Source organism: Tateyamaria sp. 7Alg 36 (assembly GCF_059882455.1).
This window is the reverse complement of sequence record NZ_CM187613.1, coordinates 1,067,063-1,086,579: the sequence shown is the minus strand read 5'-3', so window position 1 is coordinate 1,086,579 and position 19,517 is coordinate 1,067,063. Positions and strand designations below refer to the sequence as shown.

Below are 19,517 nucleotides of genomic sequence, written 5' to 3'. Positions count from 1 at the left end.
ACACCGGAATGATCGCTTTTCTTCTTAAACGCACCGCCAATGCGGCCTTTGTCATGCTGGCCGTGGCGCTTCTGGCCTTTGTGATCTTCCGCTTCTTCGGTGATCCGGTCGAGATGATGGTCAACGAACAGGCCACCCAGCAGGACCGCATTGAACTGCGCGAGCGGCTGGGCCTGAATGACGGCTTTGTCACCCAGTACACCCGATTTGTGACCAATGCGGTGCAGGGGGATTTCGGCATTTCCTACCGCAACCAGCAAGACGTCATGGTCCTGATCAAGGAACGGTTTCCAGCGACTTTTGAACTGGTGCTGGTGGCCACGGTAATCTCGCTGGTCGTGGGCATTCCGGCAGGCGTGATCACCGCCGTGTACCGCGACAGCCGCTTGGCCAATATGTTGCAGTTGGGGTCCATCGTGGGCGTGTCGCTGCCCAGTTTTGTGGTGGGCATTCTGTTGATCCTTGCCTTTTCCGTCTCGCTTGGCTGGTTGCCCGCTTTCGGGCGTGGCGAGACGGTGGACATCGGCTGGTGGTCGACCGGATTGCTGACCCCGTCGGGGCGGGCGGCACTGGTGCTGCCTGCGATTTCGCTATCGACCTTTCAGGTGACGCTGGTCATGCGTCTGGTACGGGCCGAGATGCTGGAAACCCTGCGCGCCGATTTCATCAAGTTCGCCCGTGCCCGTGGCGTACCCACCGCGCGGGTGCAGTGGCGGCATGCGCTGCGCAACTGCCTGATGCCGGTCATTACTCTGACGGGGATGCAGATCGGGAACCTCATCGCCTTTGCGCTGGTGACCGAGACGGTGTTCCAATGGCCGGGGATGGGGATGCTGTTCATTCAGGCCGTCACCTTTGTCGATCTGCCGGTGATGGCCGCCTATCTGCTGATCGTTTCCTTCATCTTTGTCGCCCTCAACACCCTTGTCGACATCACCTATGCATGGGTCGATCCGCGTCTGCGCGACGACAGTGCCCGTGGCAATGGCTGAACCGGAGAGCATAATGGAAAAGTCCCTTCCCCTGAGCACACCCGAGACCCCTGTGCGCCCTTCGCGGCTGACCCGCCTGCGCGAGAGTGACCTGTGGTATTCCTTCCGCGCGCATCCGTCGGCCATCTTTGCCGCGCTGCTGTTGCTGGTGGTCGCTGTCACCGCCTTTCTCGCGCCGTTCATCACGCCGCAGAACCCCTATGATCTGGCCGCGCTTGAGCTTTGGAATTCCGAGATACCGCCCATCTGGGAGGACGGCGGCCAATGGCCCTATCTGCTGGGTACCGATACGCAGGGGCGCGATATCCTGTCGGCGGTTCTGTATGGCTCGCGCATTTCGCTGATTATCGGTTTTGCGTCGGTGCTGCTGGCGCTGGCTGTCGGCCTCACGTTGGGGTTGATTGCGGGCTATTTCGGCGGCTGGATCGACAATGTGATCATGCGGGTGGGGGACGTGTTGCTGTCGATGCCCTTTATCCTGATTGCCATTCTGATCACTGCCATTGCCACCGCGTCCTTGCCCACGGGCCTCAAGGACGTGCTGGCCGCGCCGATCCTGATCTTTGCCATCGCGGTGCCGTCTTGGGTGCAATATGCCCGCACGGTGCGCGCGTCGGCCATGGTCGAGGCCAAGAAGGAATATGTGCAGGCGGCGCGGCTGATCCGTGTGAAATCGTGGCGCATCATGCTGCACCATATCCTGCCCAATTGTATGACGCCGATCCTTGTGGCGGCGACGCTGAACTTCGGCCTTGCGATCCTGTCCGAGGCGACGCTGTCCTTCCTTGGCGTGGGCATGCCACCCGATCAACCCTCGCTTGGCACGCTTATCCGCATCGGCAACCAATACCTGTTTTCCGGCCTCTGGTGGATTGTGGTCTTTCCCTCGATCCAGCTGTGCCTGATCGTGCTGTCGGTCAATATGATCGGCGACTGGCTGCGCGATGCGCTCAACCCCAAACTGCGGTGAAGAATATGAAGAACAAGACCCTGAAAAACGTCCGTCCGATGGGCGCACCGGCCACCGACCTGCACATCGCTGATGGCGTTTTTGTCGCCCAAGCGCCCGAAGGGGCCGAGGTGATCGACGCAGGCGGGCGCATCCTGATCCCCGGTCTGGTCGAGGCGCATACCCATCTGGACAAGTCGTTGCTGGGCCTGCCGTGGTATCATAACGAGGTCGGGCCGCGCCTGATCGACAAGATCAACAACGAGCGTGAGGTGAAAGTCTCGCTTGGTCTTGATCCGCAGGTTCAAAGCGAACGGCACGCCATCCTCGCCATGTCGCACGGCTGTACCCATATCCGCAGCCACGTGGATGTGGACACGCATCACGGGCTGGTCGGTGTCGAAGGGGTCATGGCCACCCGCGAAAAGCTGGCAGGCATGGTCGATATCCAGATCGTCGCCTTCCCCCAGTCCGGCATGATGACCCGCCCCGGCACGGCAGAGTTGATGGACGAAGCCTTGGCCATGGGCGCCGACCTAGTCGGCGGCATCGACCCCTGCGGAATGGAACACGACCCTAAGGGCCACCTTGATACCGTATTCGCGCTGGCCGAAAAGCACGGCAAGCCCATCGACATCCACTTGCACGAGGCCGACGCGCTTGGCTGGTTCTCGATGGAAGAGATCATCGACCGGACGGTCGCGCATGGCATGCAGGGGATGGTGTCGATTTCCCACGCCTTCTGCCTTGGCGCGGTCAACCGCGCCTATGTGGCCGGTTTGCAGGAAAAACTGGCCGAGAACCGCATGCATATCCTCACCACCGCGCCTGCATCGGCACCTGTGCCAGCGGTCAAGGAACTGCACGCCCTTGGTATTCTGACCGGTGCAGGCTGTGACGGGATCCGCGACACATGGGGGCCTTATGGCAACTCCGACATGCTGGAAAAAGCGATGCATATCGGGATGCGCAACAACCTGCGTCGCGATGATGAACTCGCGCTGGCGTTGGACATCTGCACCTATGGCGGTGCGGCGATCATCGGGGTCGACGGCTACGGTCTGGACGTGGGCTGCCGCGCGGATTGCCTGCTGGTGGAGGGCGAAACCGTTGCCGAGGCAATCGTGACCCATGCGCCGCGCAAGCTGGTCCTCAAGGGCGGCGAGGTTATCGCGCGCGATGGCGCCTGCGTGATCGAGGCACCCTGATGCAAGACCGCACGCTCCTTTCCGCGCAATGGGTGATCGGCCATCGCGATGGCCGCCATGTCGTTCACGAGAACGGTGTGGTGGTAATCGAAGGCACCGATGTGCTGCATGTGGGCGCGTCTTTTGACGGGCCTGTTGCGCGGCGGATCGACTATGGCGCGGCGGTGATTTCACCGGGGTTCATCGACCTTGATGCGCTGTCCGATCTCGACACCACGATCCTTGGCTATGACAACGGCCCTGCGTGGAAAAAGGGGCGTGTCTGGCCCGAAACCTATATCGCGCGCGGCCCTTACGAGATGTATGGCCCCGACGAACTGGCCTTTCAGAAACGCCACGCGTTTGCGCAACTGATCCGCAACGGCATCACCACCGCGCTGCCTATTGCCTCGCTGTTTTACCGCGCTTGGGGCGAAACGGTGGAAGAGTTCGAAGCCGCCGCCGCCGCTGCCGAAGACCTCGGGCTGCGCGCCTATCTTGGCCCTGCCTATCGCACGGGCGGGCAGATCACGGATGATGCGGGCAACATCCGCGCCGTGTTTGACGAGGCGCGCGGGCTGCAAGGGCTGGACGAAGCGGCCGATTTCGCACGCTACATCGACGGCATCGCGGGCGGGCGCATCAAGGCAATGTTTGCCCCCGACCGGATCGAGACATGTACCGAGTCATTGTTGAAACGCACCGCCGACATCGCCGCAGAGATGGGCGCGCCCGTGCGCCAGCATTGCAGCCAGTCAGCGGTCGAACTGCGATTGGTACGCGAACAACATGGCTGCGCGCCGATTGAATGGCTGCACCGTATCGGGGCATTGCGCGATAACTGGCTGCTGCCGCATGGCACCCACGCGACCGAAGCCGAGTTCGACCTGATTGGCGGGGCAGGGGCCACGCTGGTGCACTGCCCGCTGGTCGCTGCGCGCCACGGCGGTATGTTGAACAGCTTTCCCAACGTCCGCGCCAAGGGCATCACCATCGGGCTTGGCTCCGACACCCATCCGGCGGACATGATCCTGAACATGCAGATCGGCATGATGACCGCCCGCATTGCTGACGGGATGGAGGCGATCCGCGCCGAGCATATGTTCGATGCGGCCACACTTGGCGGGGCGGATGCCCTCAACCGCCCCGACCTTGGGCGTCTGACCGCAGGGGCCAAGGCCGATATTGCGGTGATCGACCTGCGCCAGACCTTGCAAACAGCCGATCCGGTGCAAACCCTGATGACCTCTGCCTCGGGGCGCGATGTGCGCGATGTGTTCATCGACGGGCGGCAGGTGATGGCCGATGGCGTCATCCCCGGCGTGGACGCGGCCCGTGACGCCGCCCGCGCACAGGCGCAGTTCGACGGATTGATCGCCAAATACCCCGACCGCACGGCGGGCCACCCGCCCGTTTCCGAAATCTTCACCCCCAGCTACGAGAGGGCCGCGCCATGAGCGATGTCGTTCTCGACGTGCAGAACCTGCGCGTCGAATTCCCCACACGAAAGGGCGTGCTCACTGCCGTCGACGATATCTCGCTCCAGATCCGGCGGGGCGAAATCCTTGGCATGGTGGGGGAATCCGGTGCCGGTAAATCCATGACCGGCATGTCGATCCTCGGGTTGCTGGAACCACCGGGACGGATTGCGGCGGGCACCATCCACCTGTCGGGGGACCGCATCGACAACTTGGATGACAAGGCGATGCAGACCGTGCGCGGGCGTCGTATCGGCGCCATCTTTCAGGATCCGCTGACCTCGCTCAACCCGCTGTTCCGTGTTGGTGACCAACTGGTCGAAACCATCCGCCTGCACACCAGCCTCGACAAGGCGGGCGCGCGCGAACGCGCCAAGGATTTGATGCGCGAGGTGGGCATTCCGGCGGTGGAGGAACGCATCGACAGCTATCCGCACCAGTTCTCGGGCGGGATGCGGCAACGGATCGTCATTGCCCTCGCGCTATGTGCTGAGCCTGAGCTGATCGTCGCGGATGAACCGACCACTGCGCTGGATGTGTCCATTCAGGCCCAGATCACCGCGTTGCTGAAACGTCTGTGCCGTGAACGGGGCACCGCCGTCATGCTGGTCACGCATGATATGGGCGTGATCGCCGAAACTGCCGACCGCGTGGCTGTCATGTATGCCGGACGTCTGGCCGAGATTGGCGGCGTTGACGATGTCGTCCGCCGCCCGCAGCACCCTTATACAAAGGGGCTGATGGGCTCGATCCCGTCCCTGCGCAAGGACGTCGAGGAATTGCAGATGATCCCCGGGTCGATGCCGCGCCTGAACGCCATCCCGCAGGGCTGTGCCTTTAACCCGCGCTGCGCCCATGCCGGACCGCGCTGCCGCACCGAGGTGCCGCGCATCGCCCCTGACGCGACCACCGGCGCGGCCTGCTGGCTGGCGCAGGCGGGCACCACCCTTAACCCCGGAGAAGCCGCATGACCCTTCGTCCCAATGCCATCCTCGAAGTGGACGCGCTTGAACGCCGGTTCGACGTGTCGGCCCCATGGCTTAACCGGCTGATCGAACGCAAGCCGCGCAAGACACTGCGGGCCGTCGATGGCGTCGATTTCATCATCCAGCGCGGCCAGACACTGGCGCTGGTGGGCGAGTCTGGCTGTGGCAAAAGCACGATTGCCAAGCTGGTCACCGGCCTGCACGCGCCGTCTGGTGGCAAGATCAACTTCCACGGGGATCGCGACCGGTTGCAGATGATCTTTCAGGATCCTTTTGCCAGCCTCAACCCGCGTTGGCGCGTGGCGCGCATCATCGCCGAACCGCTGCGCACCCTGAAACCCGACACGCCAGAGGCCGAGGTGTCGGCCCGCGTGGACGAGTTGTTGCGCACCGTGGGGCTGGCCCCTGCGGACGGTCTGAAGTTCCCGCACGAGTTTTCCGGCGGGCAACGGCAGCGCATCTCGATCGCGCGCGCCTTGGCGGGAGAGCCGGAATTTCTCGTCTGTGACGAGCCGACCTCGGCGCTGGATGTTTCGGTGCAGGCGCAGGTGTTGAACCTGATGAAGCGGCTGCAAAAAGAGATGGACCTGACCTATCTTTTCATCAGCCATGATCTGAGCGTGGTGCGTCACATGGCCGATGTGATCGCCGTTATGTATCTGGGCCGCATCGTCGAAATCCAGCCCACCGCCGATCTGTTTGCGAACCCATTGCACCCCTATACGCGGCTGCTGCTGGACACGATCCCCGATCTGGAAACCCCGCGCCGCGACCGCAGCCCGATGGGCGGCGAGGTGCCGTCGCCCGTTTCGCCGCCGTCGGGGTGCAGTTTCCACCCCCGCTGCCCGCTGGCCTTTGACCGGTGCAAAACCGAACGCCCGCAGCGCAGCAAGGAAAACCACAATCGCCGCGTTGCCTGTTTCGCGGCAGAAGAAGGCAGAACAGATGTACAATGAACAGTTTTTGCGGCGCGCCATCGAGATTTCGGCGCAGGCGCTAGACACGCCCGGCACCGAGCCGTTTGGCGCTGTCATCGTCAAGGACGGCAAGATCGTGGGCGAGGGGATCAACCGCTCTGTCATGCACCACGATCCGACCTCGCATGGCGAAACCGAGGCGATCCGCGATGCCTGCCGCAACCTCAAAACCGTCAACCTGCGCGGCTGTGACCTTTATTCCAGTTGCGAGCCCTGTGCGCTGTGCGTGGCGGCGATGAATATCGCGGGCATCGGGGCGCTGTATTATGCGGCGGGCATGGGGCAGGCCGGTGATGCAATTGCTGACCTGCCCGAGGCGGCGCGCTTTCCGGTGGATGTTGACCGGCTGACCCATGAATGCGGCCATGCCGTTGCCGACCGGATCATGCCTGCCGAACAGCATCTGGATGCCGAGGCCACGCAAATCCTGAACAATTGGGCCACGCTCGCGCGGTCGCGGGTCTAAGAGTGCGGCTGCTGTACCTGAACCCCAACGCGACCGTGGCGATGACCGACAGTATGGTGTCGGTCGCCCGTGCCATATCGGGGGCCGAGGTGCTGGGCTGGACCAATCACCTTGGTCCGCCCGCCATTCAGGGACCGGAGGATGGCGAGGCGGCGGTGGCGGGCCTGCTTGACCTGCTGCCACAGGCCAAGGCCGAGGGCGTCGATGCAATCGTCATCGGCTGTTTCGACGATACCGGCCTCGACCGCCTGCGCGCGGCGGCGCATTGCCCCGTGATCGGCATCGGGCAGGCCGCCATGTCGCTGGCGGCACTGCACGGCAACCGCTTTGGTATCGTGACAACGCTGGATGTGTCGGTGCCCGTGATCGCCGCGAATGTAGAGGGCTATGGCCACCAAAACGCCTGCGTCGGCGTCTTCGCCTCGGGTCTGCCAGTGCTAGAGGTCGAAGCAGGCGGACCCCATGTCGAAGAACGGCTGGCAACGACCATCGCCAACGTCAAAGCCGCAGGCGCAAGCGCCGTAGTCCTCGGCTGCGCAGGCATGTCAGGACTGCGCCATCGACTGGCTGAGCAGACAGGCACGGTGCTGGTCGACGGCGTCGTTGCCTCTGCAATTATGGCGCAGGCGTTGGTGGCTGGGTGAAAAAGGGCAGCTGTGTGCCATCGCACCGGTCCGAGCTTCTGCCGTCACTTTTCGCGAGTGCGGCTTATGTCAAAACCCTAAAGCTGACCACGGCATCGGAAACTGCTGAACGGGTGGCGGCTGTGAGGCGAAACCTGACCCCCACAAAATCCGCCTCAAAAATCTCCCGGTGCGCATTGTAGGCACACGAGCCCTTCGTTGCGCCATGCCTCGACGACCGAGGTTCGGTCGTCAATGACCAGCCACGGGGTAAAGCCATCCGCTTGCATTTCTGCCAGCGCGGCGCGCTTAACCTCCGGATCGCTGGCATTGTCCTGATCCTCGGCCCGCAAATACATGCCGTCGAAGGGCAGGTCGTGTTTGCGCAGCCATGCCGTCGTGTGCTCTGCCCAGCCGCTTGGCCGTCCGGAACAAATCAGAATGGTCTCTCCGGCCTCTTTCAGCCTGCGCATGAGTTTCGCAATCGGGGCAATCAGGGCGGCATCGGCCATGGCATCATGGAACGCATCCCAGTGCTTTTCGACGCCATGCACAAGGTGGCCAAGGCGGTCCGCATCGAATTCGGCAAGCGTGCCGTCGATATCGAAAACCACGCACGGGGTAGGGGCTGCTTGGGTCATAGATACTTTTCCATCATTTTGGTGCCGGTTCGTTGAAAGATGATCGGTGTCGCATTGGGCGGGCGCTGGCCTGCGTCCCCTGTTGTCCAAAGCACGCGCGCTGCGCGGACAAGACCGGAGTGACAGACCAGAACGGGCAGTTTTCCGTTGGATGCGGCGCAAATCTCCATGATCGCCGCTTGCACACGTCTCAGCATGTCGGGCCAGCTTTCGCCTTGGTCGGGCGTGTCTTCCCTTGCGGGTTGTTCGGATAAGGCGCGCCCTTCGAACACGCCCCAGTCACGCTCTCTCAGACCATCGTGGATGTCGAAAGGCTGGTTCGGAAAGGCAATGCGCGCGGTGTCTTGTGCCCGCAACATCGGGCTGGCGTAGAGTACGATGGGCGCGGGCCATGCCTTGCCCGACAGCGCGCACGCCTGATCGCGGCCCAGTTGGGTCAGGGGCACGTCTGTCACACCGGCGATGATTGCATCGGCGTTCGCGGTCGTCTCTCCGTGCCGGATCAGGCAGAAATCTTGCGGCGGGAGGGGAAGCATCGTCATAGGCGCACCGGATCGTGAAAGAACACCTCGGCATCCAGCCCTTCGACAAGGTAATCCTCGGGCTGGGTGCAAAAGGCGGGGGCAAAGCGTTTGGCCCCAAGGCGCTGTAGCATCTTGACCTGATCGCGCAGCGGCGGATGAACGTTCCACCGCTGGAAATAGCCGCCCGGAACACTGCAAATGCCGCGCGCATGGGCGGTCATATGGCCGGTGAACAACACATGGGCATCACGGCCCAACCGTCCGCTTTCGTGCCACGCACGCACATAGCCCCAAGCGGCGCCGCCGTCCGCATTTGGCGTATCGCAGATAAGAAAGCGTGCTTCCTCCATCGGGCCACGGTCCAGAAGCGGGGTGATCTTGTGCGCATTGGTGCTGACATTGCCGCTGTTCAATGCGGCGCGCAGCGTGCCTTGGCATTCAGGGTCAAGCATCACGCTTTCGCAGCCATAGCGCTGGATCAGGTGCAACGCCATCTCGCCCGCGCGCCCCGACGGGGGGACGGGTAAAAGTACCTGTCCCTCGACGCGGTCCAGCAGGTCATTCAACGCCTCGAACCGGTCCGATTGGGGCACGTCATCAAGGTGATAAGAACAGTCGAGGATCGCGGTCGCGGCAGGGGGTGGCGCATCGAAAGAAAACCAGTCGGATTCCTCGGACCAGTCGCCGGAATAAAACAGCCCCTCGCCCAGATCGAAATGGAACCAGACGCCGCCCATGGCGTGGCCGTTACGCCCCGTGGTCAGTGTGACGCCGTTGATGACCGTCTGGCCCTGTTCGGGCAACAGATGCACATTGGCGGCGGGGGGGAGCGCCTTGGCCGTTTGTGCCGTGGCATAGATGGGCAAGCCCGCCTCAACCGCGTGAGACGCACCGCCGATATGGTCGATGTGGTCGTGCGTGATGAACACCGCCTCGGCCCCCTCAAGCCAGTGGGGGTTGAAATGCGCGTTCGCCTCGGGGCCGAAACCGCAATCAAGCAGCCAGATCCGGCCCTCGACGGTCAGTTGCATGCATGCAGGGCCTTTATCCCCGATGCCGGAAAGTAGTCGTATGCTTTGCATTCAGTCCTCCAAAAAGGCCCAAGGCGTTGTGATTGTTAGGCCTAGTTGAGTCCCGACTTCGAAACGGGCGCGGGTTTCGGCAAACAGGCGTGCGCCGCAATCGGTCACCGCTTCCAACAGGTATTTGCCGCCCACATAGGTGACCCGCGCGACCTTGCTGCGCAGATCGCCGGTCTCGGTAATGGTCACGTTTTCGGGGCGCAGGCAGACATGGCTGACCTGCGCATCTTGGCTAGCGGATTGTACGGTGACTTCGGCCCCCAGAATGCGCGCCTGCTGGGCATTCCCGCCGCATTTGACCTCTTGCACCGGCACCACGGTGCCACGCCCGACGAATTCGGCAACAAAGCGGTTTTTGGGGCGTTCATACAGGGTTTGCGGGGTGTCGAACTGCTGGATGCGGCCCTTGTCCATAACCGCGATCCTGTCTGCCATCGCCATGGCCTCGGCCTGATCATGGGTTACATAGACCATCGTGGCACCGGTTCGCTTGTGGAAGTCGGTAAAGACGCCCTGCATCGCGGCGCGCAATGCGACATCAAGGTTGGCCAAAGGTTCGTCCAGCAGGACGGCGCAGGGGTCAGAGACAAGGCACCGCGCCAACGCGACCCGTTGTCTTTGCCCGCCCGACAGGTCGGACGGCATGCGGTCGGCATAGTCCTCCAATCCGGTCGAGGCCAAGGCGGCATTGGTCTGCCGTGCGATGTCGGCCTTGGACAATCTGCGAATTTCGAGCGGGTAGGATACGTTGCGCCGCACGGACATATGCGGCCACAGCGCATAGGATTGAAAAACAAACCCGATATTGCGCATCTCAGGGGGCAGGTTCGCGCCCGTTTCCGCATTGGCCATTTCGCGCTGACCGATGCGGATGCTGCCGTGGCTGGGCGCCTCGAACCCTGCAAGGATACGCAACAGCGTGGTTTTCCCACAGCCGGAGGGCCCCAACAGCGCGATAAACTCGCCGTCGTCAAAGCGTGTTGTGATGTCTTGTAGTGCAGGCGTACCTGCGAATGTCTTGCCAACGCAGGACAGGTCTATGTCTGCCATGGGACAACTCCTTTGGGAAAGCGGCGTGACAGCAGTTGCAGCAGCGCCATAAGGACCACGACGACCAGCACGATGGTCATCGCCAATGCGCTGGCCATGCCCGTTTCGCCGCTGTCATCAAGGTTGAAGATCACCACGCCAAGCGTCTCGGTACCCGAGGACCACAGCAGCGCAGAGACCGTGAGTTCGTTAAACGCGGTGAGGAAGACGAGGATCGCGCCCGCCGCCGCAGCAGGTGCCGACAGGGGAAAGATCACGTCACGCAAGCGCCGGTACAGCGATGCGCCGACCGACTGCGCCGCCTCGTCCATTGCCGGATCAAACTGCTTTAGGCTGGCCTGAACCGGACGGAACATGACCGCAAAGAAACGCGCGATATAAGCCAGAAAGATGATCCAGATCGTGCCGTAAAGCGTGGCGTCCGTGAACGGCAGTTTGATCAACAGAAGGATCATGGCAATCGACAGAACCACCCCCGGCAAGGCGTAGGGCAGGTCAAGCAGGCTGTCGAACAGCCGCGCCAACCGCGTCTTTCGCCGCTCCATCAGCCACGCCAGCGGCAGGCAAATCACGACCAGCACCAGGGACGCGCCCGCCGCCAACCCGAACGAGTTGGTAAAGGCGCGCGAGGTTGAGGGTTGGCGGAAAAGCACCTCTTGCCACGATGCAAAGCTTACCGTGTCGAAACGCAGCGGCACCCCATAGGCAGGGATCAGGGAGGTGGCCAACAGGCCGAACATCGGCAGGACAAGGATTGCGGCAACGACTGTCCACAGGATGATTTCAACTGGCAGGCGTGCGGCACCCAGCGGCAGAACCAAGGGGCGGGACGTGCTGCCAACAAGGTGCAGTTTCTGGCGCGTCTGGAAAAGACGTTGCAACAGGATACCGGCGACTGCCACGGCCCCGATCACCATCGCCAGCACCGAAACCTCGGCTAGAACCGTTGTGCCCATGCCCGCAAGCTTTTGGTACACCAGCGTCGGCAAGGTCGCATAGCCCGCTGGAATGCCCAACATGGCCGGAATGCCGAAATTGCCAAGGGCGGTGACAAAGGTGATTGCCGTACCGGCGCCAAGACTGGGCAGGGTCAAGGGCAGCACCACCTGCCACCATGTGCGCAAACCTTTGGCACCACTGATGCGGGCGGCCTCCACAACGTCTTGGGGGACGGATCGCAGGCCTGCGCGCAAGGTCAGGAAAATGATCGACATATGCTGAATGCCCAGCAGCAGGATGATCCCTTGCGGCGAATACAGCGGCTGTGGCGCCCCGAGTGGTGGCGCGATGCCCAGCGTCTTGAGCAAAGCCGAAGACGGCCCCATGATTTGCACCCATGACAGCGCTGTGATCTGCGGCGGGATCATCATCGGGATCATCAGGCAGAAAACCAGCGCCGCCTTGGCCCGCAGGTCCGTCAGGGCCACAAGAAACGCAAAGGCAGAGCCGAGCACCAGCGACATTAAAGTACCAAAACCGGCGGTGACCAAGGAATGCTTGAGCGCGCTTAGCGTCGAAGGTTGCGCCAGCACATCGCGCATCAGGGCAAGGCTGGGCGCGCCCTGAAAGGTGACGCCCTCGACAAAAAGGCGCAACACGGGCGCAAGCGTCAGGCAGATCGCGACAACCAGAATGGCAGAGAGCAGCCGAGCCTCGGACCGGCTGCCTCCATTATTTTGCGTGGCAATCATTACTCAGCGCCGAAAAGCTCTGTGAATTTGGCTTTGTTGGCATCTGCGTTTGCGAGGGCCTCGGCAGGGTCAAAAGCCATCAGCTTGATGTCTTCGCGCGCTGGAAAACCTTCGGGAACACCCATGCCGTCGCGTGCGGGAATATAGCCCATGTCCAGAACAAGGTTCTGGCCTGCATCGCTCAGCAGAAAGTCGACGAACTTTTGCGCGCCTTCGACGTTCTTGGCGCTCGACATGATCGCCACAGGTTCGGTCACATAAGAAACGCCCTCTTCGGGGAAGACGAATTCCACGGGCGACCCGTCGGCCTTGTTACGGATCGCAAGGAAGTCCACGACCATGCCATAGGGTTTCTCGCCCGATGCGACGGCCTTGAACGTGCCACCATTGCCGCCCTGTGCGCGGGCCTGATTGGCGGCGAGGCTTTCGTAATAATCCCAGCCCAAAGACGCGTCACCAGTCAACGTCGCAAGGTGGATCAGCGCAGCACCGGAATATAGCGGCGATGGCATCGCGATCTGGCCCTTGATCGAGGCATCCGACAGGTCGCCCCACGAAGTCGGCGGCGTTTCGATACCTGTGTTGTACACCAGACCCGTGGTGATCAGCTTCGTCGAATAGTAATACCCTTCGGGCGAATAAAGCGCGGCGTCATAATGACCCGCTTCCGGCGACTTATACGCACTCAGCAGACCTTGCTGCGCCATGCCTTCCAGCGTGACGGTGTCGGCGATCAAAAGAAGGTCGGGCTGGGGATTGCCCGCTTCGATTTCGGCGCGCAGCCGTGCCATCAGTTTGGTCGTACCATCGCGCACCCAATCCACTTCTGTACCGGGATTGGCGGCCATAAACGCATCAACTGTCCGCTGCGCATCGGCATTCGGCTGCGAGGTATAAAGGGTAATGGTGTCGGCCATGGCCGTGCTGGCCAAAAGCGCGAAGGCGGTGGATAGGGCGAGGGACTTCATTGGGCTCTCCTGAGAGTTATCTTTCGAACGAAAGCAGTTCACGAGTCGCCTTATCCCTGAGAAAATTGACAGTTTTGTAACAGTTTCATGAGGGTTTTATTTATATTGCGCCGCGAAAATGATTTTCCTAACCTGCCGAAATAATGAAGTATTTTTTAAGGAAACTGATGTGCGACGGGATGTTACCCAGCGACGAGACGAGATCATTGCGCTGTTGTCTCGGAACGAGGCGCTGTCAGCGGCTGAACTTTCGGCCGAACTTGCAGTCTCGGTTCAGACGGTCCGCGCCGATCTGCGCGATCTGGACGAAGCGGGGTTGGTTCAGCGTCGCAATGGCCATGTTCGACTGCGTCAGCAAAGTGAGAACATCGGATATCTGCCACGCAAAAGCATATCGCGGCAGGAAAAAGAACGGATTGCCTTGGCCGTCAAAAACCTGATCCCCGACGGGGCGCGCCTCGCTTTGGGCACGGGCACGACCGTCGAGACATGCGCGCGTTTTCTTGCGTCGCACAAAGACCTTTTTGTCGCCTCCAACAGCATCCACGCGGTCTGCGCCCTGCAACAGGCACCCCGCGTGGCGATTGAACTGGCAGGTGGCGCCGTCAGGATGCGCGATCTGGATATGATCGGGACGCCTGCGCTCGAATTCTTTGGCAAATTCAACGTGGATTACGCCATATTCAGCTGCGGCGGCCTGTCCGATACTGGCAAAGTCATGGATTACAATTCGGACGAAGTTTCCGCCCGCAACTCAATCGCCCGATGCGGGAAAACGAGCATACTGGTTATGGATAGCACAAAGAACGGCTTGGATTTGACCTGCCAGACAGGGCACGTCTGGGACTTCGATGTTGTGGTTACAGGGGCGAGGTTCTCAACGCCCATTTTGCAGGAATGTGCGCAACATGGCTGCCGGGTCATCCAAGTGTGAGAGTAACTTGGTCGGTGGGTCTCTTTCGCTTCTTCTTCGCGCAGGTCAGCGTGATTGGTTCAGATTCTAATCCGGCTAACGATTAGCCAACTGGAAACGGGCTGAACCAGACTTATCCTCGTCTGTTCCGCTCTCTGTACCGTTTGAATCCGTAGAACAATCCGCGTTGCGTAGAGCCTACGAAGCAAACCGCAAAGAAATGGAGGTCTTTGCCTTCACCTACGCCGGCTCCGGCGGTGCCAGATTAAGCGCACTCGCGGCTGTGCGCACGATGGAAACAAGGCGGTTCTGGCTTTTGTCGAACGATTGATCGCGCGAGAACATGAGGCTGATCCCGCGGTTTGCGTCAGGCATTTCCAAGGGGCGAACAGCGACCTCTTCACGGTGCACGGCTTGGCGGCGCGCGAACAGGTCGGGCAGTACGGCGATGCCTGCGCCGGTTGCCGCCATCAGCAGGATGGAATCGAGACTGGTGCCTTCGTAATCGTCGGACACAATGCCCCCGCTTGCGCCAGCCAGCCCGTAGACGATGCGCGCCAGCCGGTGCCCCGTGTCCAGCGTCAAAAGGCGCTGGCCGGTCAGGTCGGCTGCTTTGACCCGATCTCGTGCGGCGATCGGGTGATCCGGTGCAACGGCGACCCACAATGCCTCGTCAAACAGGCGGTGCTGGTACGTGTTGGGGTGATCTTCGGGTGTCGAGATAATCGCATCAAAGCGGCCGTTTCGAATGCCTTCGTCAAGGCTCAGGGTGTTTTCCTCGCGCACGATGACCCGCATATCGGGCTGGTCGCTGTGCAGGGATCGCATCACCTGTGGCAGCAAATAAGGGCCAATCGACGGCAACACGCCCAGCCGTAGCCGCCCGCCAAAGGGCAGCGCCGAGGTCATGACGCCGCGCAGCGCCTCGACCTCTGCGAGAATGCGCCGCGCGCGGTGCACACATTCCAGTCCTTTGGCCGTTGCCTGCGCACCGCCACGGCCACGGATGAACAGGCGCACACCAAAGTCCGCCTCGACCGCCGCGATCTGGGTCGACAGGCTCGGCTGGCTGATGTTCAGCTTTTCCGCCGCGAGGCTGAAATTGCCCAACTGATGCACGGCAACGATGTATTCCAACTGGCGCAGGGAAGGGCGCATGTATAGCTCCAAGCTATGTAACGAGAGGCAAGAAAGTATTTAAGCTATGCGCGGCGGCGCGGCAATGGCGGGGGAAATTTACCGGAGTTCCCGTTATGACCGCTATCCTCGACACTCTTGTTGGCAACCTGATGGTGCCGACCATTCTCTTCTTCGTGCTTGGGCTGCTCGCAGCGTTTGTGCGCAGCGATCTGTCGATCCCCGAAGGTGCTGCGAAATTCATGTCGCTCTACCTGCTGCTCGCCATCGGCTTTAAAGGCGGGCACAGCCTTGCCGACCATGGTGTGCACAGTGACTTGCTGCTGGCGATTGGGGCGGGGCTGATCCTGTCCTTTCTCATCCCGTTTCTGGCGTTCATGCTGCTGAGGCTGATGACGCGTCTGGACGCGATGAACGCGGCGGCGGTGGCGGGGCACTATGGCTCGATCTCCATTGTCACCTTCGTGGCGGCGACGAGCCTGCTTGACCTCTCGGGTATCGCCTACGACGGCTACATGGTGGCGGTCGCGGCCAGTATGGAGGTGCCCGCGATCCTGTCGGCGCTGTGGATCGCGGCGCGCCATTCCGGTGACCGCGATGCCCCCAAGGTGCCGGCCCGCGAGTTGTTCGCCAACGGTTCGGTCCTGCTGCTGACGGGGGCCTTCGTGATCGGGGCCGTCACGCAGGACAAGGGGATGGAGATGATCGCCCCCTTTGTGGTGACGCCCTTTGTCGGCATTCTGTGCCTGTTCCTGCTGGATATGGGGATCACAGCGGGGCGGAGCCTTGCCACCAACCGGCATATGCTGAATGCGGGGCTATTCACGTTCGGGCTGGTGATGCCGCTGGCGGGCGCGATGTTGGGGTGGGTGCTTGGCGCGATGATCGGATTGCAGACCGGCAGCCTGTTTCTGCTGATCGTGCTGGCCGCCTCGGCCTCCTATATCGCGGTGCCTGCGGCGATGCGCATCGCGCTGCCCAAGGCAGAGTCGGGGATTTACCTGACTCTGTCGCTGGGGGTGACCTTTCCGTTCAATATCACGATTGGTCTGCCGCTGTATCTGTGGCTGGCGCATGTCGGGTCATAGTGTCGGTGCGGCGACGTGCATTGCGTCGCCGCCTTTGATTGCATTTGGAAATCGGCTGCGAACGCCCCCGCGTGCCCCAGCAGCCATTGACTCGCATCCATCATATCAATACTTCCGGATATATGGATAAGAATCACGCTCTCGACGCTTTTGCCGCGCTCAGCCAGCCAACGCGGCTTGATGTTTTCCGCCTGCTTATCAAGGCCGGAGAAGAGGGCATGACGGCGGGCGATATCAGCGACACCCTCGGGGTGCGCCAGAACACGATGTCGGCCAACCTGAGCATTCTGTCACGCGCCAACCTGATCCGGAACAAGCGCGAAGGGCGGAGCATCCGTTATTTCGTGGACATGGACGGGATGCGCGGCCTTTTGGCGTTTCTTATGGAAGATTGCTGTGGCGGGCGCCCCGAATTGTGCCAGCCCGTCATCAACGAACTCGCCTGCGACTGCTAACCCTTTACAATGGATACATGCCCGACATGACCGATACATCATCCCCCGCTGCGGCGGGTCTGGGAACTTTTGAGCGCTGGTTGTCCGTCTGGGTCGCGCTTGCCATTGGCGCCGGACTGCTGCTTGGCAATATTGTTCCGGGTCTCTTTGCCTTTCTGGCCGCACTCGAGGTCGCCTCGGTCAACCTGCCAGTGGCCGTTCTGATCTGGGCGATGGTCTATCCTATGATGGTCGGCGTGGATTTCGGCGCGCTGCGGCAAGTGGGGGACAAACCCAAAGGGCTGGTTGTCACCTTGGTCGTCAACTGGCTGGTCAAACCCTTCACCATGGCGGCCCTTGGCGTGCTGTTCTTTGAATATGTCTTTGCGGGTCTGATCCCACCGGATGATGCGCAGGCCTATCTTGCCGGGGTGATCCTGCTGGGGGCTGCGCCGTGCACTGCGATGGTGTTCGTGTGGTCAAACCTTACACGGGGCGATGCGACCTACACGCTGGTGCAGGTCAGCGTGAATGACGTGATCATGGTCTTTACCTTTGCGCCGATTGTCGCCTTCCTGCTGGATGTGACGGACATCGTCGTGCCGTGGGATACGCTTCTGCTATCGGTGGGCCTGTACGTGATGCTGCCGCTGCTGGCCGGGTATCTGACTCGTCGCAAACTGATCGCCAAGGGTGGCGAGGCGGCGGTGGATGCCTTTAAATCCGCTGTGCAGCCGTTCTCCATCATCGGGTTGCTGGTGACGGTTGTGCTGTTGTTCGGGTTTCAGGGCGAGGTGATTATCGACCGCCCCTTGGTCATCGTATTGATCGCCGTGCCGTTGCTGATCCAGTCCTATGGCATCTTCTTTCTTGCCTACGGGGCCGCGCGGGCTTGGCGCATTCCGTTCAACGTGGCGGCACCTTGCGCCCTGATCGGCACGTCTAATTTCTTTGAACTGTCAGTGGCCGTCGCGATCAGCCTGTTCGGACTTGGGTCGGGCGCGGCCTTGGCCACGGTCGTCGGCGTGCTGGTGGAGGTGCCGGTGATGCTGTCGCTTGTCGCCTTCGCCAACCGCACGCAGCACTGGTTCCCGAAGGAAGGCACCGGATCATGAGCATCGTCATCCACCATAATCCCGACTGCGGCACCTCGCGCAACGTGCTGGCGATCATCAGGGCTGCAGGCGAGACGCCGGAGGTTATCGAATATCTACAAACCGGCTGGACGCGTCCGCAGCTTCTGGCGCTGTTTGCTGCTGCTGACCTGACGCCCCGTAGCGCTCTGCGAACTAAAAGATCACCGGCAGAGGAACTGGGGCTGCTTGACCCATCGGTGGATGACGAGGCGCTGTTGTCTGCGATGTTGAAGCATCCCATTCTGGTCAACCGTCCCATCGTCTGTTCGCCCAAAGGCGTCCGGCTGTGCCGCCCGAGCGAGACGGTGCTGGACCTGCTTGACCGCCTACCTACCGGCCCGTTTTCGAATGAAGACGGCACGCTGCTGATTGATTCCGAAGGATACCGCGTTGACTGATACACCCAACCTGGACGAAGCCCATTTCCGTGCCATTGATACAGAACGCCTACTGAACCCCACGAGGGCGACGCACGCCCCGCGCATCCTGCTGCTTTACGGATCGCTGCGGGACCGTTCGTTCAGTCGCCTGATGACCGAAGAAGCCGCGCGTATCCTGACGCGGCTGGGGGCCGAGACACGCACCTTCAGCCCATCGGGCCTGCCACTGCCCGACGATGCCGATACCGACCATCCCAAAGTGCAAGAGTTGCGCGACCTCGTCACATGGTCCGAAGGCATGGTCTGGTGTTCGCCCGAACGGCACGGCGCGATGACCGGCATCATGAAAACACAGATCGACTGGATCCCGCTATCGCTCGGCGGGGTGCGCCCGACGCAAGGCAAGACGCTGGCCGTCATGCAGGTCAGCGGCGGCTCGCAAAGTTTCAACGCGGTGAACCAGTTGCGCATTCTTGGGCGCTGGATGCGTCTGCTGACCATCCCGAACCAATCGTCTACGCCGAAGGCGTTTCTAGAGTTCGACGACGCGGGCCGCATGAAACCATCGCCGTTCTACGACCGGATGGTTGATGTGATGGAAGAGTTGATGAAGTTCACACTGCTTACCCGCGACAACAAGGATTGCCTACTAGACCGCTACAGCGAGCGTAAGGAAAGCGCGGCAGAGCTGTCAAAGCGAGTGAACCAGAAGTCGATTTAATTGGGGCTGCTTCGTCGGTCGGTTCCTTACACGGGGATGCAGCCCGTGCAAAAACCTGCTATTCGGTAGAACGCCTTTCCGGACACCCCCTAAA

Annotated in this window: 21 protein-coding genes; 14 read left to right on the top strand and 7 right to left on the bottom strand. The window is 61.5% G+C overall.

Annotated features, from left to right (window positions below):
- Window positions 1-8: 8 nt before the first annotated feature.
- The 8 genes from AC6GQJ_RS05230 to AC6GQJ_RS05195 are packed head-to-tail and all read left to right on the top strand — an operon-like array spanning window position 9 to window position 7,679.
- Window positions 9-992, top strand: coding sequence for an ABC transporter permease (locus AC6GQJ_RS05230; protein ID WP_500772459.1), 984 nt, complete (start codon window positions 9-11; stop codon window positions 990-992).
- 13 nt (window positions 993-1,005) lie between these two features.
- Window positions 1,006-1,962 carry an ABC transporter permease gene (locus AC6GQJ_RS05225; protein ID WP_500772458.1) on the top strand — a complete coding sequence of 319 codons (957 nt, stop codon included), beginning with the start codon at window positions 1,006-1,008 and terminating at the stop codon, window positions 1,960-1,962.
- Between the two features lie 5 nt (window positions 1,963-1,967).
- Complete coding sequence (locus AC6GQJ_RS05220; RefSeq protein ID WP_500772456.1) at window positions 1,968-3,149, top strand: amidohydrolase family protein; 1,182 nt, start codon at window positions 1,968-1,970, stop codon at window positions 3,147-3,149.
- Window positions 3,149-4,585 (top strand): chlorohydrolase family protein, encoded by a 1,437-nt coding sequence (locus tag AC6GQJ_RS05215; RefSeq protein WP_500772454.1) that lies wholly within the window; start codon window positions 3,149-3,151, stop codon window positions 4,583-4,585. The genes AC6GQJ_RS05220 and AC6GQJ_RS05215 overlap by 1 nt, the downstream gene beginning before the upstream one ends.
- Window positions 4,582-5,577, top strand: coding sequence for an ABC transporter ATP-binding protein (locus tag AC6GQJ_RS05210; RefSeq protein WP_500772452.1), 996 nt, complete (start codon window positions 4,582-4,584; stop codon window positions 5,575-5,577). Before AC6GQJ_RS05215 ends, AC6GQJ_RS05210 begins: the two co-directional genes overlap by 4 nt.
- Entirely contained in the window at window positions 5,574-6,548 is a 975-nt protein-coding gene (locus tag AC6GQJ_RS05205; protein ID WP_500772450.1) for an ABC transporter ATP-binding protein, read from the top strand. The genes AC6GQJ_RS05210 and AC6GQJ_RS05205 overlap by 4 nt, the downstream gene beginning before the upstream one ends.
- The gene (locus AC6GQJ_RS05200; protein WP_500772448.1) at window positions 6,538-7,035 is read left to right on the top strand and encodes a nucleoside deaminase; all 498 of its coding nucleotides are present in this window, start codon (window positions 6,538-6,540) and stop codon (window positions 7,033-7,035) included. The genes AC6GQJ_RS05205 and AC6GQJ_RS05200 overlap by 11 nt, the downstream gene beginning before the upstream one ends.
- Window positions 7,036-7,037: 2 nt before the next feature.
- Complete coding sequence (locus AC6GQJ_RS05195; protein ID WP_500772446.1) at window positions 7,038-7,679, top strand: aspartate/glutamate racemase family protein; 642 nt, start codon at window positions 7,038-7,040, stop codon at window positions 7,677-7,679.
- A 155-nt stretch (window positions 7,680-7,834) separates the two neighbouring features.
- On the opposite strand, the gene AC6GQJ_RS05190 is transcribed toward AC6GQJ_RS05195, so the two are convergent.
- From AC6GQJ_RS05190 to AC6GQJ_RS05165, 6 genes are read right to left on the bottom strand one after another with little or no spacing between them, the layout of a single operon-like run.
- Window positions 7,835-8,299, bottom strand: a complete 465-nt coding sequence (locus AC6GQJ_RS05190) for a phosphatase domain-containing protein (RefSeq protein WP_500772443.1) — start codon at window positions 8,297-8,299, stop codon at window positions 7,835-7,837.
- A complete protein-coding gene (locus AC6GQJ_RS05185) occupies window positions 8,296-8,841 on the bottom strand; it encodes a histidine phosphatase family protein (RefSeq protein ID WP_500772442.1) in 546 nt (181 codons plus the stop codon). Before AC6GQJ_RS05185 ends, AC6GQJ_RS05190 begins: the two co-directional genes overlap by 4 nt.
- Entirely contained in the window at window positions 8,838-9,854 is a 1,017-nt protein-coding gene (locus AC6GQJ_RS05180; RefSeq protein ID WP_500772440.1) for an MBL fold metallo-hydrolase, read from the bottom strand. The genes AC6GQJ_RS05185 and AC6GQJ_RS05180 overlap by 4 nt, the downstream gene beginning before the upstream one ends.
- A gap of 51 nt (window positions 9,855-9,905) precedes the next feature.
- Complete coding sequence (locus AC6GQJ_RS05175) at window positions 9,906-10,955, bottom strand: ABC transporter ATP-binding protein (protein WP_500772438.1); 1,050 nt, start codon at window positions 10,953-10,955, stop codon at window positions 9,906-9,908.
- Window positions 10,943-12,646, bottom strand: coding sequence for an ABC transporter permease (locus tag AC6GQJ_RS05170; protein WP_500772436.1), 1,704 nt, complete (start codon window positions 12,644-12,646; stop codon window positions 10,943-10,945). Before AC6GQJ_RS05170 ends, AC6GQJ_RS05175 begins: the two co-directional genes overlap by 13 nt.
- A complete protein-coding gene (locus tag AC6GQJ_RS05165) occupies window positions 12,646-13,614 on the bottom strand; it encodes an ABC transporter substrate-binding protein (protein ID WP_500772434.1) in 969 nt (322 codons plus the stop codon). Before AC6GQJ_RS05165 ends, AC6GQJ_RS05170 begins: the two co-directional genes overlap by 1 nt.
- 118 nt (window positions 13,615-13,732) lie before the next feature.
- On the opposite strand from AC6GQJ_RS05165, the gene AC6GQJ_RS05160 reads away from it, so the two are divergent.
- Window positions 13,733-14,548: a DeoR/GlpR family DNA-binding transcription regulator gene (locus AC6GQJ_RS05160; RefSeq protein ID WP_500772432.1), complete on the top strand. Its 816-nt coding sequence runs from the start codon at window positions 13,733-13,735 to the stop codon at window positions 14,546-14,548.
- A gap of 219 nt (window positions 14,549-14,767) precedes the next feature.
- Here the strand turns inward: AC6GQJ_RS05160 and AC6GQJ_RS05155 are convergent, their stop codons facing one another.
- Window positions 14,768-15,685 (bottom strand): hydrogen peroxide-inducible genes activator, encoded by a 918-nt coding sequence (locus AC6GQJ_RS05155; protein ID WP_500772430.1) that lies wholly within the window; start codon window positions 15,683-15,685, stop codon window positions 14,768-14,770.
- Between the two features lie 95 nt (window positions 15,686-15,780).
- Here AC6GQJ_RS05155 and AC6GQJ_RS05150 point away from each other — a divergent pair, with 95 nt between their 5' ends.
- From AC6GQJ_RS05150 to arsH, 5 genes are all read left to right on the top strand, one after another.
- Window positions 15,781-16,752, top strand: coding sequence for a sodium-dependent bicarbonate transport family permease (locus AC6GQJ_RS05150; protein ID WP_500772428.1), 972 nt, complete (start codon window positions 15,781-15,783; stop codon window positions 16,750-16,752).
- 122 nt (window positions 16,753-16,874) lie between these two features.
- Window positions 16,875-17,207 (top strand): ArsR/SmtB family transcription factor, encoded by a 333-nt coding sequence (locus AC6GQJ_RS05145; RefSeq protein WP_500772426.1) that lies wholly within the window; start codon window positions 16,875-16,877, stop codon window positions 17,205-17,207.
- 26 nt (window positions 17,208-17,233) lie between these two features.
- Complete coding sequence (gene arsB, locus AC6GQJ_RS05140; RefSeq protein WP_500772424.1) at window positions 17,234-18,301, top strand: ACR3 family arsenite efflux transporter; 1,068 nt, start codon at window positions 17,234-17,236, stop codon at window positions 18,299-18,301.
- Window positions 18,298-18,720 (top strand): arsenate reductase (glutaredoxin), encoded by a 423-nt coding sequence (gene arsC / locus AC6GQJ_RS05135; protein WP_500772422.1) that lies wholly within the window; start codon window positions 18,298-18,300, stop codon window positions 18,718-18,720. Before arsB ends, arsC begins: the two co-directional genes overlap by 4 nt.
- On the top strand, window positions 18,713-19,423 hold the full coding sequence (arsH, locus tag AC6GQJ_RS05130) for an arsenical resistance protein ArsH (protein ID WP_500772420.1): 711 nt from the start codon (window positions 18,713-18,715) through the stop codon (window positions 19,421-19,423). Before arsC ends, arsH begins: the two co-directional genes overlap by 8 nt.
- The last annotated feature ends 94 nt before the right edge of the window (window positions 19,424-19,517 follow it).

Bases quoted from the DNA above. Each gene is read 5' to 3' on its own strand.
- AC6GQJ_RS05155 (WP_500772430.1), bottom strand. From the start codon at position 15,685: ATGCGCCCTTCCCTGCGCCAGTTGGAATACATCGTTGCCGTGCATCAG.
- arsC (WP_500772422.1), top strand. From the start codon at position 18,298: ATGAGCATCGTCATCCACCATAATCCCGACTGCGGCACCTCGCGCAAC.
- AC6GQJ_RS05165 (WP_500772434.1), bottom strand. From the start codon at position 13,614: ATGAAGTCCCTCGCCCTATCCACCGCCTTCGCGCTTTTGGCCAGCACG.
- AC6GQJ_RS05225 (WP_500772458.1), top strand. From the start codon at position 1,006: ATGGAAAAGTCCCTTCCCCTGAGCACACCCGAGACCCCTGTGCGCCCT.
- AC6GQJ_RS05215 (WP_500772454.1), top strand. From the start codon at position 3,149: ATGCAAGACCGCACGCTCCTTTCCGCGCAATGGGTGATCGGCCATCGC.
- AC6GQJ_RS05145 (WP_500772426.1), top strand. From the start codon at position 16,875: ATGGATAAGAATCACGCTCTCGACGCTTTTGCCGCGCTCAGCCAGCCA.
- AC6GQJ_RS05160 (WP_500772432.1), top strand. From the start codon at position 13,733: ATGATTTTCCTAACCTGCCGAAATAATGAAGTATTTTTTAAGGAAACT.
- AC6GQJ_RS05210 (WP_500772452.1), top strand. From the start codon at position 4,582: ATGAGCGATGTCGTTCTCGACGTGCAGAACCTGCGCGTCGAATTCCCC.
- AC6GQJ_RS05200 (WP_500772448.1), top strand. From the start codon at position 6,538: ATGTACAATGAACAGTTTTTGCGGCGCGCCATCGAGATTTCGGCGCAG.
- AC6GQJ_RS05185 (WP_500772442.1), bottom strand. From the start codon at position 8,841: ATGACGATGCTTCCCCTCCCGCCGCAAGATTTCTGCCTGATCCGGCAC.
- AC6GQJ_RS05190 (WP_500772443.1), bottom strand. From the start codon at position 8,299: ATGACCCAAGCAGCCCCTACCCCGTGCGTGGTTTTCGATATCGACGGC.
- AC6GQJ_RS05230 (WP_500772459.1), top strand. From the start codon at position 9: ATGATCGCTTTTCTTCTTAAACGCACCGCCAATGCGGCCTTTGTCATG.
- AC6GQJ_RS05180 (WP_500772440.1), bottom strand. From the start codon at position 9,854: ATGCAACTGACCGTCGAGGGCCGGATCTGGCTGCTTGATTGCGGTTTC.
- AC6GQJ_RS05220 (WP_500772456.1), top strand. From the start codon at position 1,968: ATGAAGAACAAGACCCTGAAAAACGTCCGTCCGATGGGCGCACCGGCC.
- AC6GQJ_RS05205 (WP_500772450.1), top strand. From the start codon at position 5,574: ATGACCCTTCGTCCCAATGCCATCCTCGAAGTGGACGCGCTTGAACGC.
- AC6GQJ_RS05170 (WP_500772436.1), bottom strand. From the start codon at position 12,646: ATGATTGCCACGCAAAATAATGGAGGCAGCCGGTCCGAGGCTCGGCTG.
- arsB (WP_500772424.1), top strand. From the start codon at position 17,234: ATGACCGATACATCATCCCCCGCTGCGGCGGGTCTGGGAACTTTTGAG.
- AC6GQJ_RS05150 (WP_500772428.1), top strand. From the start codon at position 15,781: ATGACCGCTATCCTCGACACTCTTGTTGGCAACCTGATGGTGCCGACC.
- AC6GQJ_RS05175 (WP_500772438.1), bottom strand. From the start codon at position 10,955: ATGGCAGACATAGACCTGTCCTGCGTTGGCAAGACATTCGCAGGTACG.